Raw genomic sequence first — 17883 nt, 5'->3', positions numbered from 1 at the left:
TAGGAATCTCATTTATAACCAATTAACTTTAATAATTTTTCTTAAACATAATCTTAATAAAAATATATACAAAGTAAAAATATCAGTGGGAGGTGTTTATATTGAAATTATGGTATACAAAGCCAGCTGAATTAGACAATTGGAATGAAGCTTTGCCAATAGGAAACGGTAGCATTGGAGCTATGGTCTTCGGAGGAGTAAAGTCTGAAAGGATTCAGCTTAATGAGGAAACTGTGTGGGATGGTGGCCCAAGAGATAGAAATAACAAAGATTCACTTAAATATCTTCCTAAGATAAGAAAGCTTTTGTTTGAAGGCAATATTAAGGAAGCAGAAAAATTGACTTCATTAGCCATGGCAGGTACCCCAGAGGATGCTAGACACTATGAATCTTTAGGAGATGTATTTTTAACTTTCGATGGTGATTCTGATAAAATTACTAATTATAAACGATCTTTGGATATAAGTAGTGCTGTTGCAGAAGTTAAGTATAAGCAAGATGATATTGAATTTAGAAGAGAGATATTTATAAGTGCAGTTGACAAAGTTATGGTAATGAAATTATCCTCAAGCCGAAAAAATTGTATTTCTTTCATGTTGAATCTTAGTAGAGAAAGATATTTTGATCATATTGATGCTATTTCCGAGGATACAGTAGTTTTAAAAGGAAAGAGTGGAAGCGAAGAAGGAATTAGATTTTGCTCTATGGTCAAAGTAAAAGCTGATGGTGGAAATACCTATAGTATAGGCAATAAAATAGTTGTAGAAAACTCAGATGAAGTCACGATATTATTCACTGCTAGGACAGATTATTATAAGGACAAACCTGAAGAATGGTGTAAGCAGATTATAAGAAAAGCATTGAAAAAAAACTATAGTGATTTGAAAAATGATCATATAAATGATTACAAAAGTTTCTTTGATAGAGTAACTTTAAAATTAGACAGTGATGAACAAACAGAGAAAATGCCAATTGATCAAAGGCTTAAGAGGATGCAAGAAGGAAAAGAAGATTTAGGATTAATCAGTCTATACTTCCAATACGGGAGATATCTATTAATAAGCAGCAGTAGGCCGGGAACTCTGCCTGCAAACCTTCAAGGAGTATGGAATAAAGATATGATAGCACCTTGGGGAGGAAGATTTACTATTAATATAAATACTGAAATGAACTATTGGCCAGCTGAAACTTGTAATCTTTCAGAACTTCACACACCACTTTTTGATCATATAGAAAGGATGAGAGCTCCAGGAAGAGTAACTGCTAAGAAGATGTATGATTGTAGAGGGTTTGTATGTCATCACAATACTGATATTTGGGGAGATACAGCCCCACAAGATCTGTGGATGCCAGCAACACAGTGGCCAATGGGAGCTGCATGGTTATGTCTTCACCTATGGGAACATTATGAGTTTACCCAAGATTATGATTTTTTAGAAAAAGTATATGATACTATGAAGGAATCAGCTTTGTTTTTTGTTGATTTTCTAATAGAAAATGAAAAAGGCCAATTAGTTACTTGTCCTTCAGTTTCTCCTGAAAATACTTATAGTTTACCTAACGGGCAAACTGGATGTATATGTATAGGGCCTTCTATGGATAGTCAAATTTTATTTGCATTATTTACTAATTGTATAAATGCTTCAAATATCTTAGATTGTGACCATGAATTTAGAGATAAATTATATGAGTTAAGGGATAGATTGCCTAAACCAACTATAGGGAAATATGGACAGATTCAAGAGTGGGCTGAAGATTACGATGAGGTAGAGCCTGGGCATAGACATATATCACAGCTTTTTGCATTGCATCCATCAAATCAAATCAATTTACAGCAAACTCCAAAACTTGCAGCTGCAGCAAAAAAGACTATTGAAAGAAGATTAACTTATGGCGGTGGTCATACTGGTTGGAGTAGGGCTTGGATAATAAATATGTGGGCACGTTTGGAAGAGGGAGAGCTGGCTTATAAAAATATAAATGCTTTACTAACAAAATCTACTTTGTCAAATTTGTTGGACAATCATCCTCCTTTTCAGATCGATGGAAATTTTGGTGGAACTTCAGGTATAGCAGAAATGTTAGTACAAAGCCATGCCGGATGTATAAGCTTTCTTCCTGCATTGCCTAAGTTATGGAAAAGTGGAGAAGTTAAGGGATTATGTGCCCGTGGTGGTTTTGAAGTTGATATTATATGGAGTAATTGTAATCTTATAAAAGCAACTATTTTCTCAAAGGCTGGTCAACCGTGTAAGATATATTCAAAAGATAATCTAGCAGTATTGTGCAATAATAAGTCTGTTGGAAGCTATGATGAAAAAAATACTGTTATCATTTTTGAAACAAAAATAGGAGAAAGATATGAAGTAATAGGAAGCTATAATAATTCAGAAAAGAATGTAATTAAACTTACTTAAGTGAAGTTTTTTTAGAATTGAGAAGTAAAAAAACTTTTTTAAAAAAATTAAAAAAATTTTAAAATACGCGTATTAAATTCTGTATAAAGGTTATATTAATATCGTAAGGAACATAGTGATAAGGCAATGCTTATGAAACTAGTTTATACTAACATTATAAGTGATTCTGAATAGTTGCAGCCTGGAACTGCTTGTTGTTCAGATGTAGTAGATTTTATATGGTTAGGAAAAGCTTTATTATGGTCATTATTTGATCATAATGAGGTTCCAACTTATCATATAAGGTCGAGATAAGATTTTATTAGGTGTTGTAATGGTTATATATAGCCGAAAGGTTATACATAGTTGTGTAAATATGTAATAAGGTCGAGTGAACCATTAATATTGGTAGTGATGTGCTTATTTATAGTCGAAAGATTATAAATAGGTGATAAATTATCTATATTAGTGCTAACCACATCACTATGTTTCTTACTTTAAATTTAAGCTAATACTTATGTAATTATTATGAGGGAACCTATTAAGGTTTCCTCAATTTTTTTTACCAATGCTTCTAAACGTGGTTTTTATATAGCTTTGATAAAAATCCGAAAAATGTTGAAGATAACATTATCCCAAAGGCAATAGCACCAGCAATTCCAAGCATCAGTACTCCGCTATTTTGTGCAGCAGTAAAATTGCTTTGAACAAGGTAGGTTATAGTGCTGTAGGCTGTAATTCCTGGTACTAAAGGAAAGATACCAGGTACGTAAAACATAGAGGCTGGAGTTTTTAAAATTCGCGCCATTAGTTCACTATAGGTATTTACAACTAAAGCGCCAAAAAATGAACCTAACACCTCACTGCTTGTCTTATTTAAAACAATACTGTATACAATCCAACCAAGGGCTCCCCCTATTCCAGCATAGATGATTTTTTTTCTATCAATGTTAAATAATATTACAGGAAATATACTTCCTACAAAGGCTAAAGCTATCATTTTTATCGACATATCACTAGAATCCTTTCATGCCAATAAGCAGAGCAGTACCTACTCCTGCGCTTACAGCTGTTATAATTATCAATGCTTCACAGAATTTAGCTATACCAGCAGAGAAATAGCCAAAAATAACATCCTTAATTCCATTTGTGAGCACTACCCCAGGAAGTAGAATCATAATTGATCCAGTTATTACGTTGTTTTCTTTTATAGAAGGAAGTAGTAAGTGTGATAGTAGGCTTGTTCCGCCAATAATAAAGCCAGCTAAATAATATTTGAAAAATTGAGAAATCCCAAAGTTTGAGATCTTTTCAGTAACCAAATAAGTAATAAGACACACAAATAATGAGGCAATACCATCAATAAGGGAACCATTAAAAAACAATGAGTAAACAAATCCAGTCATACAAGAAGCAAAAATACGGACAGGGAAAGTGAACGTAGGAGAATTCTGTATAGATTCCAGTGTTCTCATGGCCTCTCCATAAGATACCTTATTATTTTTAAGCTTTCTTGAAAAAGAATTTATCAGTTCTATTCTATATAAATCAACCTGCTTAGGACACACTTTTTTCATTGATGTAATCTTTCTGTTCTCAGAATCCTGTGTTGATAATAATATACCATTGGACATTGATAAGCACTCAGCATTTAGCCCATAAGATTGGCAAATAGATGAAACTGTTCCCTCTATTCTATGAGTTTCAGCACCATTTTCTAATAGTATGCCGCCTGCCATAAGAGCAATTTCGCTAACATTTTCTACAGTCATAAGAAATCTCCTTTAAAGTAATACTATATATGGTATCAAGAATGTTATTTTAATGCAAGATGAATAAAGCCACACAATCAAAGTAAATAGTTGTGTGGCTTAAGGCTTAAAAACCATTATTTTTAGGTTTGGCTTATATTGAATAATTTTTAAAGGACATAAACTCATTATGTAGTATTCTATCTTTTTTTATTCTTTCTCTTTTTTGTGTTCCTTGTAATATTATTTTTAGAAACAGCATTATTAACTGCAACATTTTTTTGTAGTTTTCCTCTTGAAAGAAAGTCCATTGCAGCAAATACCATAAACAAAAATGCTAAGAAAATAAAGGTTGGACCACCCCAGTTTTTATTTATATTTGCAATACCTGTAATAAGAAATAGGCCTATTATAATACCGTAAAAAGTAATTGAAACTTTCTTTGATTTTTCCATGAGCAATGCTCCTCTCCACAAAAATTAAAAAATATTATTGCTTATAAGTACATTATAATATCGTTTTCACTAAAAGTATAGAAGGAAGTCCTAATTAGTTATGGATTTTACAATCATAAATACGAACATAGAGAAAAATAGTAAATGGATGTCTAAGCACATGTTTATTTTAAAATTTAATTAAATAGATTATAATTGAAAGTGTAATTTAAAGAAAAGAAAATTAATTATTTAGGATAGTTCATAATTATAAATTTTAGGAGGTACTTTTATGATATCTAAGACTAGTGATATTTACGATATAGCAACAAGTAAAAGTTTAACTTACCAACAAAAGCTTTTCAATTTGGCTAATGTTGCAGAAAGACTTTTAGATCCACGTGATATTCTAGGATATACTGACGAGGAAATGAAATATATTGAGGATGAAATGATTTGTGACCTTAATGAAGGATATGCAATATACAGACCTAGATATATAGTGCCTGATTATTCTGTCTTACTAGAAAAAGGCTGTGAGTTTTTAGATCTAAAAGCTCCAAATGATTTGGACGAACTACTTGATAGTTTATTAATATTATATGTTCATATACCATCTATAACTTCTTTCCCTGTATATATTGGGGACCTAGATAAGCTTATGGAACCATTTATAACAGATGAAGAAAGTGATTATAAAAAGATAAAGAGATTTTTAAACCATGTAGATAAAGCTATTGTAGATTCGTTCTGTCATGCTGATATAGGTCCAGAAAAAACTAGAGCAGGAGAATTAATATTAAGAGCCATAGTTGAACTTCAAAATCCAACACCTAATATGTCTATAAGATATGATAAAGATATTACTCCAAGAGACTTTGCATTAAAAGCTGCTGAAGCCTGCTTGAAAGTATCCAAGCCGTCATTTAGTAATAATAAAAAGTATACTGAAGATGTTGGTGACCATAGAATAGTAAGCTGTTATAATGCACTACCAAACGGTGGAGGGGCTTATACTCTTCCAAGACTTCGACTTGGAACTATTGTAAAGGGAATAAGTTCTCTTGATGAACTTTTAAATGAGAGACTTCCAAAAATAACAAAAGCTATGGCAACAATGATGGATAAGAGAATAAGATTTTTAGTGGAAAAATCAAATTTCTTTGAAACCTCTTTCTTAGTAAAAGAAGGTTTTCTAAAAAGAGAAAACTTTTCAGCGATGTTTGGTATAGTAGGACTTGCTGATGCAGTTAATTATATTTTAAAACTTGAAGGATCAGAAGAAAGATTTGGAACTTCTAAAAGAGGCGATGAAATAGCACATAGCATATTGAAGCTTATTGAGAAGATTGCAAATGAACATGAGGCTGTTTACTGCGAGAGAACTGATAACAAATATCTACTTCACGCACAGGTTGGTGCAAGCTTAAGTGAAGAAGATCATAATAATACTCCAGCGCATAGAGTTCCAGTTGGAGAAGAACCAATTCTTCCTCTTCATATAAAACAAGCAATGCCTTTCCATGTTTATTTTACTTCTGGTACTGGCGATTTGTTCGCTTTAGATCAGACATATTTAAATAAGCTTGATGCAGTATTAGATATAATTGATGGAGCATTTGCTGCTGGTGGAAGATATCTAACTACTTATCTTCACAACACTGATTTAATAAGAGTTACAGGTTATCTTGTTAAGAAAAGTGAGATACTGAAAGTAAGAGAAGGTGAAGCTGTTCTTAGAGATACAGATATGTTAGGTTCGGGTTCAAATACAATGGCACGTGTTCTTGATAGAAGAGTGAGGAAAGATGGAAAATAAAGTTCCTGTAAATAAGATCATACCTTTTTCAAATGTAGATGGTCCAGGTAATAGATTAGCTATATTTTTTCAAGGTTGCAACATTAGTTGTGTTTATTGCCATAATCCTGAGACTATAAATCTTTGTTCTAACTGTAAATTATGTATTCCAGGATGTCCGGTAAAAGCTATTAAAGAAACAGACGGGAAAGTAGTTTTTGATGATAAACTATGTGTTGAATGTGATAACTGCATAAAAACATGTAAAACTAAATCTTCTCCAAGAACAAAAAACTACAGTGTAGATGAGCTAGTTGAAATAATTGAGGAATATAAGCTTTTTATAAGAGGGATAACTGTTTCAGGTGGCGAGCCAACATTAAAAGCATCCTTTATAACTGAGCTTTTTAAAAAAGTTAAGACTTTAGGTCTCACTTGTTTCGTAGATACTAATGGTTTTTTTGATAGAGATAGTATCTCGGAGCTTATTGAAGTTACAGATAAGTTTATGGTTGATATAAAGGCTATAGATAAGTTGGAATCCTTATGTGATACTAAGATGAAAAATAACTTAGAAAATCTAAAGTATCTTTTGAGTATTGATAAAGTATATGAAGTAAGAACTGTATTAATTGAAGATTTTATGGATTTAGATAATACAGTTGTTACGGTAGCAAATATTCTTAAAAGCTATCCTGAGGTTATATATAAACTAATAAAAGTCCATACTGAAGGCTTGAAAGAAACTCAAAAGGAAAAAATAAAGGATAAAGTTCCGACAAAAGAACGAATGAATTATATTGAAAACCTTGCACGAGAAATTGGAGTAAAAAAAGTTGAAATTATTGATACACCAATAATTTAGTTTGGAATATTGAATATAAACCAAAATAGTACAGCCTTAGTACTATAATATAAAAGTACTCTGAATATATAAAGATATATTTAGAGTGCTTTTTTACGGTTTATAAGATTATAAAACTTATGGCTTAGTTAAATCTAAATATTTTAATAACTTTACATGTTATTTATGGCATTACAGTAAATATAAAACTTGTTCACCTGCTAATTTATACTCATATGCACTGGGAAAGACAGACGAGCATAAAACCAGTGAAGAAAGTCGCTTCAGCGATTTTTTAGAAAAAGTTTAAATAAACTGCGTATATAGCTGTATTTTATATAAATAAAGAATAAAGTTTCTATCTATAATTAAAACTATGTGTTATTATTAATTGTTACATAAAATGCAGTTATAAATTTATGGGATATATCTTATCTATAGAGTTCCAATAATAATTGTTAAATTTTGTACTATCGAAAGTGCTGAGATGCTAAGATTTTCGAATAAGTACAAATTAAATTTCCTTAGTGGACCTGTAGTTAAACTGTTCCTTTATTTTTTGAATTTAGAATAATATTAAAAAATGATAAATTAAGTTTACTATTGCCAACTTATTTATAATATTATGTAAATTCCTTAAGGAATATATGAAAAACTAGATTTTATATTTAAAATGGTGAAGGTTTTAAGGCGAAATAAACATTAAGTGATATATCTTATGTAAGTGTATAAAGGTAAATTATATAAAGAAGAAAGGTAACTACAATGAATTTTAAAGAACTTGGAATTAATGAAGAAATAATAAAAGTATTAAAAAAATCAGGAATTACAACTCCTACTCAAGTACAACAGGAAAGTATTCAGTTTGTAAGATCTGGTAGAGATGTTATAGCAGAAGCTCAAACTGGTACAGGAAAGACTTTAGCATTTTTGCTGCCTATTTTTGAAAATCTTTGGGGTAAAACTGATACTGTGCAGGCTTTGATACTGACTCCAACAAGAGAATTAGCTATCCAGATAACAGAACAAGCTAATAAACTTAAAGAAGCTAAGGATATTAATATACTAGCTGCATATGGCGGTAAAGATATTGATGGGCAGCTTAGAAAACTTAAGGGCAACATACATTTAATAATAGCAACGCCAGGAAGACTATTAGACCATATCAAAAGAAAAGCTGTTGACTTGTCAAAGTTAAAGACTTTTGTTCTAGATGAAGCTGACCAAATGCTTCTTATGGGCTTTAAAAATGAAGTAGAAGCTATAATGAAAGAAACTTCAAAGAAAAGACAGATTCTTTGCTTCTCTGCAACTATGGATGCGCAGGTTAAGAAATTGGCATATAGATACATGAAAGACCCAGTTGTAGTTTCAGTAAAGAAATCTCAAGAAATAACTTTAGATAATATCAAACAGGAAGTTGTTGAGACTACTGATAGGAATAAGCAAGATGCACTTTGTAAGGTATTAGACGAAGATAATCCTTTTATGGCTATGATATTTTGCAGAACTAAAAGAAGAGTTGATGACTTAGAGGAAGCACTTCATAGACGTGGGTATAACTGTCAAAAGCTTCATGGCGATTTGATTCAGTCTAAGCGTGAAAAAGTGATGAAAGCATTTAGAAATGCTGAAATTCAGTATTTGATAGCCACTGATGTTGCAGCAAGAGGGTTAGATGTAACTGGAGTAGGGCATATATATAATTATGATATACCAGAAAATGCAGAAGGTTATATCCATCGTATAGGAAGAACTGGTAGAGCAGGCGAAGAAGGCTATACTTGTCTTTTCATAGATCCAAAGAATAAGAGAGATTTAGAAGAAATAGAAAGAGCTATAAAATATAATATACCAAGAAGAAGCTTATAAAAAAAATAGTTGAGACTACTGAAATATATAGGTTTTCTAGCGGGTATAAGAATTCGAAATTTTTCTATACAGTAAAATTTAAGGACCTAATAAAGTCATATTACGTGATTTTATTAGGTCCTTTATTTTAGGTTGTCATTAATATTAAGCTTAAGAGTCTAATTTTTATCTGTCATATCCTTATTAGTTTTTTCGGCTATGTATAAGTCAAAAGCTTTTATCCCTCTAGTACAAAACCTTATAAAAAGAACAAAAGCGTAAATGCCAAATCCGAAAACTACAAACTGAAACATAGAAACTATAAATTGAAATATATTAAATTTAAGCAATAGTAATCCCCCTTAATAATATATAAAAAATATATAATTTTTGAATTGTGATTATCATATTTTAACATAAAACGAATGTGTATTATACATATATTTGAATTATTTATAGAATTATGCTTTAGATAAGAGGATGTTTTTTCTTTTGGATACAATTTAATATAAGAATAATATTAAATGAATCAATTAGGAATACTATAAAAAGTCCTAATAAAATTTATAAAAATAACCTTATAAATATAACTTAAGGTAACACATATTATTAGTTGACATATAATAGATAAAATGATACTATACCTATAACATACTAAAATGATAATATTACTAGGAATTGAGGGAGAAAGATGAAAAAAATAGCATTACTTATGGGCGCTTTACTTATTGCAACGGTAGGATTAGTTGGGTGTACATCTAAGAGTAACGATACAACTAAAACCGCAAATTTATTAGAGAGTATTAAGAAACAAGGGACAATCAAAATTGGAACTGAAGGTACTTATGCACCTTATACTTTTCATGATAGTACTGGAAAGCTAGTAGGTTTTGATGTTGAAATTGCAGAAGAAGTTGCTAAAAGATTAGGGGTAAAGTCTGAGTTTGTTGAAACAAAATGGGACGGAATGCTTGCTGGTTTAGATGCAAAGAGATTTGATATTGTTGTAAACCAAGTAGGAATAAATGAAGAAAGAAAACAAAAATATGACTTTTCAGATCCTTATGTAACTTCAAGAGCAGTACTTATTGTTAAGAGTGATAACACTACTATAAAAACTTTTGAAGATCTTAAGGGAAAGAAAGCTGCACAAACTTTGACAAGTAACTTAGGTAAGCTAGCAAAGGAAAATGGTGCTGAAATAGTTACGTCTGATGGATTTAACCAATCGATAGATTTAATACTTGCTGGAAGAGCAGATGCAACTATAAATGATAGTTTATCTTTCTATGATTTAAAGAAGCAAAAACCTGATGTTGCAGTAAAGATAGCTGCAGAAAAGAAGGATGCGGATCAAAATGCTATACTTATAAATAAGGGCAATAAAGAGTTAGTAGATGCAATCAATAAAGCTTTAGCAGATATGAAGAGTGATGGTACTTATCTAAAAATATCTAACAAATACTTTAATACAGACGTATCTAAGTAGGTTATATTATGGTTCTTGACGATAGTACTACGAGAATAATTAATATTCTGTTAGATGCATTTTGGCCAATATTAAAAGCAGGCTTGGTTTTTACCATGCCTGTTACCATCATATCTTTTATATTAGGTCTTATTGTCGCACTTTTTACTGCTCTTTGTAGATTATCAAATTCAAAAATTTTAAATGGAATTGCAAAATTCTATGTTTGGATAATAAGAGGAACGCCTCTATTAGTTCAATTGTTTATAATCTTTTACGGGTTGCCGAAAATAGGAATTATACTAGATCCATTGCCTTCTGCTATTATAGCTTTTACTTTAAGTGTAGGAGCATATAACTCAGAAGTAATAAGAGCTGCAATACTATCAATTCCAAAAGGGCAATGGGAATCAGCATTTTCTCTAGGAATGAGTAGGAATAAAGCTCTTAGAAGAATAATTTTGCCACAAGCAACTAGGGTTTCGGTGCCGCCATTATTTAACTCTTTTATAAGTTTAGTTAAGGATACTTCCTTGGCAGCAACTATAACTTTAACAGAAATGTTTCAGATTGCTCAAAGAGTTACTGCAACCACTTATGAGCCATTATGGCTTTATACAGAGGCTGCTGTAGTTTATCTTATATTCTGTACTGTACTCTCTGCAATTCAAAGAAGAATAGAAGTAAGACTAGAAAAATATGTGGCTAAGTAATGGAGGAGCACAATGATTGATATAAAAAATTTAGATAAGATTATAGGGAATAATCACATTTTAAAATCTATCAATTTAAATATTAATGAAGGAAAAACAACTGTTGTTATTGGCCCATCGGGATCAGGTAAAACCACATTACTTAGATGTTTGAATCTTTTAGAAATTCCAAATGAAGGAGAAATTACTTTAGGGGATATGACTATGGTCTTTCATAAAGATGCCAAGCTTTCTGAAAAAGAAATAATTTCTTTTAGGAAACAAACAGGAATGGTATTTCAAGGGTTTAACTTATTTCCACATATGAACGTGCTACAAAACGTAATGGAAGGGCAGATAACTGTTCTAAAACGTTCTAAGGAAGAAGCAAAAGAAAAATCCAGAAAGCTTTTAGCTAAAGTAGGCTTGAGTGAAAAAGAAAATAGTTATCCATATGAATTATCTGGAGGTCAACAACAAAGAGTAGCAATCGCTAGGGCTATGGCTATGGATCCAAAGATTATACTTTTTGACGAACCAACCTCAGCTTTAGACCCAGAACTGGAGGCAGAAGTTCTTAAGGTAATGAAAGACTTAGCTGTAGAAGGAATGACAATGGTAGTTGTAACTCATAATATGAATTTTGCTAAGGAAGTTGCACACAAGGTAGTATTTATGGAAGATGGCAAAATACTTCAAGAGGGTAGCCCAGAAGAAATTTTTGCAAACCCTAAGAATGAAAGAATGAATAGATTTTTGAATATACTAACATAGAATCATGTTTAAAAAGCGTTGTGAAAATATATTTCATGATGCTTTTTTTGTTTTTGACATACCAAGATTGTGTTCTATATAGATAAACCAGTTCCAAATAGAATATATATTTGATAATCCTTTTGCCATTAATAGTTAAAAGAAATATCACTTAGTTTTATTTATATAGAACTGGATTATCTATTCCGCTGAACTGATAAACTACTTCAGTCATTAAACTCCAAATAAAGATTTCGATGGTTCTACGAATCTTTATTTGGATAAGTTCTGATATGAAGTAGTTCATCTTTATATTATTAGGGATGCAAAATTCTAGGTATAAAATTTAAAGGATTTAACCATTTTGTTAATACTGTAAAAGAGTTTTAGTATAAATTATAATAGTAAATGGAAAATTTGTTTTAATCATTAAAAATAAATGTTCATAATAATTTAATAACATAATTAAAACAAGCAATTGTGGTAGTTTAAGTGAAAAACATGTTCTATTTACTCAAAAATAGTATTATTGTTGTGAAAAATAAATAAATTTATGGTAGAATACTGTATGTGAGCTTTAACGTCCATAAATAATTATAAGAATTTGACGATAACAGTATAATTGGAGGAATAAAGATGGCAAAAAGAGCTAAGAAGAAAAAGATGAAGAAATCTACAAAAATAACTTTAATAACTATAACAGCTATTTTGTTATTTGCAATAGGGTTTGGAACAGTGTATTTCTATAATACCTTAGGAGGTATAAAGAAAGACAATATTTCTAAAGTAGAAGTAGAAAAAAGTATAGATAATGATGTAAAAGAAAAATATGATGATAGTGTAATTAATATAGCTTTACTTGGAGTAGATAGAAGAAGTGGTGATACAGGAAGATCGGATGCTACAATGTTTCTTACTATAGACAAAAAACATGGCAAGTTAAAATTGACTTCAATAATGAGAGATTGTTATGTAAGTATTGATGGTCATGGTAAGGATAAGCTTAATGCTGCATTTGCATTCGGTGGAGGAGAGCTATCAATAAAGACTATAAATCAAAGTTTCGGACTAAATATTAAGGATTATGTAGTGGTAGACTTTGGTGAACTGGCTAACATAATAGATGCTATAGGTGGCGTTGATATTAATGTAAAGCAGAGCGAATTTACTGAAACTAATAAATACATACAAGATGTTGCTAATGAAGTGAAAAAGTCTGCCAAGTCACTTTCTGCTCCTGGAATGCAGCATTTGAATGGTATACAAGCTGTAGGATATTGCAGAATAAGATATAATGATAGTGATTTTGCAAGAACAGATAGACAAAGAGCTGTCTTAGTAGCAATGTTTAATAAGGTTAAAACATTAAGCCCTACAGAGTTGCCTGGTGTAATTCAAAAGGTTTCACCATATCTAGAAACTTCTTTAGGTGCATCTGACATATTAAGTTTAGGAACTGGTGTTTTAAAGAGTGGAGTTGGAAACATACAACAACAGATTTTCCCGATTGAAGGGTTAGATAACTGTAAGGGTGGAATAGCAAGTAATGGTATATTCTACTTTAAATATGATGAAAGTGCATTAAAGAAGAGAATACAAAACTATGTATTTGAAGATAAAGATGCTAAGAATCAATAGTAGATAATTTAAGAAAGTCCTAATATAGAGATAAGCTATATTAGGACTTTCTTATATAACTTAAATTACTAAAGCTTTAAAATAGTATGTTGATTTTTGGGGCATTTGTACTTGATAATTTAAATTATATAGAAACATTGGATATCTAGCAGTTTATTGGTATAATTTAAGAGTTAATTTTAAAATGAAGTGGAGTATTTGGATGGAAAAGCTATACAATGTATATACAGATTCTGATCAAATTATATTGATTAATAAAAATGTGAAAGGTGAAGTAAAGGTATTAGTGGAAGACCAGTTTGAATTTGATAGTGAAGTTGAAAAACAAAATTTGATTTTTTGTTATTCACCAACTTATGAAATACTGAACAATGGTTATAGGCATTTATACGATGTAAGAATACATGATGATTTAAGTAATATAAAGATCTCTTTTGATGTAGATGGAATCTTAAATGAATTTGGCATAATATCTGATTTAAATAAAGAGTATATTCCTGTTTATATTAGATATAATTTATTAAAAATTAAGCAAGATATGCAAGTGTTAGTTAAGAACATAAGTGACTTTTTTATAGAAAGTATAAAATTGAACCATAATAAAGAAACTCTTTATACTACGGGATTATTATACTTCTATGACTCTGAAGCAATTGATATAAACCTTACTATAGGAACTGAAAGTGAAAGGTTAAAGCTAGAACAAGAGGGAGAGGATTCAGAGTATTTAGGTAACTATTCTTTAAGATTAAACTTAAATGGAGCCATAAAAGATAAACTAGATACATTAATATTAAGCATAGCAAAAGATGGGTTAATGGATGAAAATGAGCTTTTAAAACATATTGTAGATAGTGTTGAAGAAAAGTTGAAAGCTGTGGTATGGAAGGATATAATAGCTATTTCTAAAGCTTTTACTTTTCAACAAAGCGAACAATATGATTAGAATAGAATTTTAGGAGGGAATTATTATGGAACAAAATCAAGATGAAGTAAAAGAATTATTGAAGCAATTGCTTGCGGAAGTGAAAGATGTGAAGGAAAGAGTGGCTACTATTGAAAAAAATCAGATTCAAGTTGCCAATGCAGAACATAAGAATTGGCATATGCTTGCAGAAAAATTAGAAGTTTACGATAAGGTGCTTTATAAATTTTTCGGTAAGCATCAATAATATTAAAAATTATAATTATAATAAACGAATATTTGCCTGCCATAATTTTCGATTATTAATTCGGAAATGCAGATGATCAAAAAGTAGCTTAAGGATTCTTTAGCTATTTTTTTATTGCTTTTACAGAGTTACAGAAGTACCAATTTGTAATAAAATTTGTATTTTAAATAATATATTATTTTTTAAAAATCAGTATAATGAAAATTTAAACTTAGTAAAATATACTAAGTGATAATTATTAAGTAATGTTCGTAAAAGTAAAGCTTAATTATAGATTTATAAAATTTAATTGGAGGTGTAGTAAATGGATGTAATAGAAGCAATAAAAACAAGAACCTCTATAGGCAAAGTTAGAGAAGAAGTTGTACCAAAGGAGGTAATAGAAAATATAATTGAAGCTGGGACACATGCACCAAATAGATATCTAACTCAACCTTGGAGATTTTTTGTTATAAGTGGTGAAGGAAGAAAGGCACTTTCAAAGGTAATGGAAGAAATTGTACTATCTTCAGGTATTGATGTACAAAGTGAAGCTGGAAAGAAAAAGTTAGAGAAAGAAATAAATAAACCTTTTAGGGCACCTGTAATCATAGCAGTTGCTGCAGAGGTAGCTGAAAATGACAAAGCATTAAGAATAGAGGAACTTGGCGCAACATATGCTGCTGTAGAAAATATGCTTTTGGCTGCACATGCCTTAGGAGTAGCAGCTTACTGGAAGACAGGAAAAGCTTGTTATGACAACAAAATGAAGGAATTCTTTGGCTTAGAGCAGAAAGACGAGGTAGTTGCACTTATATATATTGGATATGCAGATATGGATAAGAAGCCAACAGCAAGGAAAAGTGGAAAAGAACTTACCAAATGGATTGAAAGATAGCTTTCTATAGAAATTAAACTATTTAGTAGCTTGTCTTTATAGGATTCCTAACTCAACTATTAATTTATACGTGCCCGATAATCCCCAAAAGCCGGGATTATCGAACAAGTATAAATTAAGTTTTGATATACTAATCCTTTAGTAACTTATCGATAGAAAAATATTAATATATATTATAGTAATATTAAGGTGGTAACCTATGTTAGGTTTTGGTAACAGACAAATAATTGAAGTAAAAGAAGGTGATATTACAGGATATTTTTCGCAGGACAAAGCCATCTTAACCGGTGAATATCCCTATGTAGAAACAACATTTACAAACAATATAGAGTTAATAGTACAACCACGAAGAAAAAAAAGACCATCTTTAGTTAAAGTGCCTTTTAGCGGATATTATTTTCAGCTATTTTTAGGAGATTTTAATGGGGACGGGAGAGATGAAATACTAGTGAGGGGAAGTTTCTTAGAGGTAAGAGGCTATGCAGTTGGTGCAATTTATGCTTATTCAGATGGTTATTTGGAAAAGATATTTGATCACGAAATATTTACAAGTAGTTATCCTTTTAAGGCTAGATACTTGGATAATTATAAGATAGAAGTTGAAAGCTTGCCGTTAAAAGAAAGATATTTGATTGATATTTCAGGTAGGCCAAGAGAGTATTTAGATTTATTATTTGATCCAACAGGTAAGGTTAAAAATAACGTTAGTCCTGCTATTTCCCCTGTTATAGATGTGGATCCAGTAAAATCCATTTATAATGATACCTATAGTTTGATAATCAAGCATAATGTCTTAGGAATTGACAACGATGATATTTTTGCTATTATCGAGAGCCTTTTTTCATTATACGAAAATAAAGTTGAATTGATTAATATGGGGATACTTACTTTTGGAAAAAGAGATGGAAAGATTACAGACTGTAGTTGAAATATGTGATTTTTTACAATATTGAATATGTTAAGGATATATTATATAATCTAGTTATATTTCAAGGTTTTAGTTAGAAGTATAAATTTATAACTTAAGTTTTCGTAATGGAATCCCTTATTTAGGATATTTGGGGTTTTATGAGATATTATAATGAGAAGAGGCAACTACTTTTGAATAAGAAAATAAAGAAAGTTTTAATAGGTATCATCATAGCTGTTCCGATAATAGTTTTGGCGTTTAATATAAATAAAAACATCGCAAACAATCGACAAGTAGAAACATTGCTTGCATCGGGTGAGGGGCTAATTAAGAATAATAAATATGATGAGGCTGAAGAAAAGTACAAAAAGGCACTGCAATTAAAAAATAGCAAATCAATACAAAACAAGATTGATGATTTAAATAGTAAAAAGTTAAGCTCAGGTAGCATTCTTAAGGAAGCTGATACCTTGATAGAAGGAAAAAAAGTTGAAGAAGCAATTAGTAAATTAAAAGAAGTTAGTTATAAATCAGAAGATATGGATTATGAAGTTTATAAGCTGCAAACTAAGGCTGAAAGAAAAAGAGAAGAAATCGAAAAGGAAAAAGAGAGACTTCGCATTGAAGAGATTATGAATAGACAAAGGGCAGAAGCGGAACAAGCTCGTATCGCTGGGCAATTGATGGTAGAAAAGCAAAACAAAGCTTTAAATGCTACCAATAGTAGTACTAGTATTGGTGCAAGTTCAAGCAATAATACTGTAAGCTCTCCTAACTCTCAGCCAACAAGAAGGACGGAAAGTCTTGCTACTGCTGAGGGGATAGAATATAATCTAACAAATAATTATGAACCTAATAAACTTGTTCATAAGATAGAAGTTAATGGGAAAACTTTAAATATATCTGCTAATAAAGTAGACATAGTACCTATCAAAGGATATTTACCATATACAAGATTTCTCAAGGCAGGGGTCAAGCATTTAGCCTCAATAAGATCAGATTTGAACTTGGAAAAATTAAAATTTTATGGGTATGATGTTGACGGTTCTTTCTATCTAGAGGTATATGACAACAAGACAATTGTATATTCTTGTGAGTTTTCACTTTATTTAGATAAAATACAAAGCTATTACTCAAATAAATAGAAATATATAAAAACACCCACAAATATTTGAGGGCACTGAAAAAGTCCCTTTTAGCAAATTAGACCTAGAAAATTGTCAGGAGACAATTTTCTAGGTCTTTTATGTTATACTTAAATTATTAAATTTATGTGGGTGATTCAAATGATTAAAAAGC

General features: G+C 30.6%; 17 protein-coding genes. 13 read left to right on the top strand and 4 right to left on the bottom strand.

Translation table 11 applies throughout. From position 1 onward, the window contains the following. Positions 1-92 precede the first annotated feature (92 nt). Complete coding sequence (locus JHL18_RS05980) at positions 93-2417, top strand: glycoside hydrolase family 95 protein (protein ID WP_338025450.1); 2325 nt, start codon at positions 93-95, stop codon at positions 2415-2417. Between the two features lie 553 nt (positions 2418-2970). On the opposite strand, the gene JHL18_RS05975 is transcribed toward JHL18_RS05980, so the two are convergent. The 3 genes from JHL18_RS05975 to JHL18_RS05965 all read right to left on the bottom strand — a co-directional run bounded on the left by JHL18_RS05975 (position 2971) and on the right by JHL18_RS05965 (position 4602). Next, positions 2971-3408, bottom strand: coding sequence for a threonine/serine exporter family protein (locus JHL18_RS05975; protein ID WP_200267130.1), 438 nt, complete (start codon positions 3406-3408; stop codon positions 2971-2973). 4 nt (positions 3409-3412) lie between these two features. Continuing rightward, the gene (locus JHL18_RS05970) at positions 3413-4168 is read right to left on the bottom strand and encodes a threonine/serine exporter family protein (protein WP_200267128.1); all 756 of its coding nucleotides are present in this window, start codon (positions 4166-4168) and stop codon (positions 3413-3415) included. A gap of 179 nt (positions 4169-4347) precedes the next feature. Further along, the gene (locus JHL18_RS05965) at positions 4348-4602 is read right to left on the bottom strand and encodes a hypothetical protein (protein ID WP_200267126.1); all 255 of its coding nucleotides are present in this window, start codon (positions 4600-4602) and stop codon (positions 4348-4350) included. A gap of 271 nt (positions 4603-4873) precedes the next feature. Between JHL18_RS05965 and JHL18_RS05960 the strand changes: the two genes are divergently transcribed. The 3 genes from JHL18_RS05960 (at position 4874) to JHL18_RS05950 (ending at position 9095) form a co-directional block, all read left to right on the top strand. Then, entirely contained in the window at positions 4874-6400 is a 1527-nt protein-coding gene (locus tag JHL18_RS05960) for a YjjI family glycine radical enzyme (RefSeq protein WP_200267124.1), read from the top strand. Continuing rightward, positions 6390-7244 carry a YjjW family glycine radical enzyme activase gene (locus tag JHL18_RS05955; RefSeq protein WP_200267122.1) on the top strand — a complete coding sequence of 285 codons (855 nt, stop codon included), beginning with the start codon at positions 6390-6392 and terminating at the stop codon, positions 7242-7244. Before JHL18_RS05960 ends, JHL18_RS05955 begins: the two co-directional genes overlap by 11 nt. 744 nt (positions 7245-7988) lie before the next feature. After that, the gene (locus tag JHL18_RS05950; RefSeq protein ID WP_200267120.1) at positions 7989-9095 is read left to right on the top strand and encodes a DEAD/DEAH box helicase; all 1107 of its coding nucleotides are present in this window, start codon (positions 7989-7991) and stop codon (positions 9093-9095) included. A gap of 158 nt (positions 9096-9253) precedes the next feature. Here JHL18_RS05950 and JHL18_RS05945 read toward each other — a convergent pair whose 3' ends face one another. Continuing rightward, positions 9254-9424: a hypothetical protein gene (locus tag JHL18_RS05945; protein ID WP_200267199.1), complete on the bottom strand. Its 171-nt coding sequence runs from the start codon at positions 9422-9424 to the stop codon at positions 9254-9256. Between the two features lie 341 nt (positions 9425-9765). On the opposite strand from JHL18_RS05945, the gene JHL18_RS05940 reads away from it, so the two are divergent. From JHL18_RS05940 to JHL18_RS05900, 9 genes are all read left to right on the top strand, one after another. Beyond that, on the top strand, positions 9766-10563 hold the full coding sequence (locus JHL18_RS05940; protein WP_200267118.1) for an amino acid ABC transporter substrate-binding protein: 798 nt from the start codon (positions 9766-9768) through the stop codon (positions 10561-10563). 8 nt (positions 10564-10571) lie between these two features. Beyond that, entirely contained in the window at positions 10572-11255 is a 684-nt protein-coding gene (locus JHL18_RS05935; RefSeq protein ID WP_200267116.1) for an amino acid ABC transporter permease, read from the top strand. 12 nt (positions 11256-11267) lie between these two features. Beyond that, a complete protein-coding gene (locus JHL18_RS05930; RefSeq protein ID WP_200267114.1) occupies positions 11268-12008 on the top strand; it encodes an amino acid ABC transporter ATP-binding protein in 741 nt (246 codons plus the stop codon). Between the two features lie 615 nt (positions 12009-12623). After that, entirely contained in the window at positions 12624-13625 is a 1002-nt protein-coding gene (locus JHL18_RS05925; RefSeq protein ID WP_200267112.1) for an LCP family protein, read from the top strand. Between the two features lie 202 nt (positions 13626-13827). Further along, on the top strand, positions 13828-14571 hold the full coding sequence (locus JHL18_RS05920; RefSeq protein ID WP_200267110.1) for a hypothetical protein: 744 nt from the start codon (positions 13828-13830) through the stop codon (positions 14569-14571). 25 nt (positions 14572-14596) lie between these two features. Beyond that, positions 14597-14797 (top strand): hypothetical protein, encoded by a 201-nt coding sequence (locus JHL18_RS05915; protein WP_200267108.1) that lies wholly within the window; start codon positions 14597-14599, stop codon positions 14795-14797. A 304-nt stretch (positions 14798-15101) separates the two neighbouring features. Beyond that, complete coding sequence (locus JHL18_RS05910; RefSeq protein WP_200267106.1) at positions 15102-15674, top strand: nitroreductase family protein; 573 nt, start codon at positions 15102-15104, stop codon at positions 15672-15674. Between the two features lie 199 nt (positions 15675-15873). Further along, positions 15874-16602, top strand: coding sequence for a hypothetical protein (locus tag JHL18_RS05905; protein ID WP_200267104.1), 729 nt, complete (start codon positions 15874-15876; stop codon positions 16600-16602). Between the two features lie 173 nt (positions 16603-16775). Then, entirely contained in the window at positions 16776-17729 is a 954-nt protein-coding gene (locus JHL18_RS05900; RefSeq protein ID WP_200267102.1) for a hypothetical protein, read from the top strand. Positions 17730-17883 lie beyond the last annotated feature (154 nt).

This window comes from Clostridium yunnanense, assembly GCF_016595795.1.
Taxonomy (GTDB): Bacteria; Bacillota; Clostridia; order Clostridiales; family Clostridiaceae; genus Clostridium_AR; species Clostridium_AR yunnanense.
This window is presented reverse-complemented; position numbering and strand designations above follow the sequence as displayed.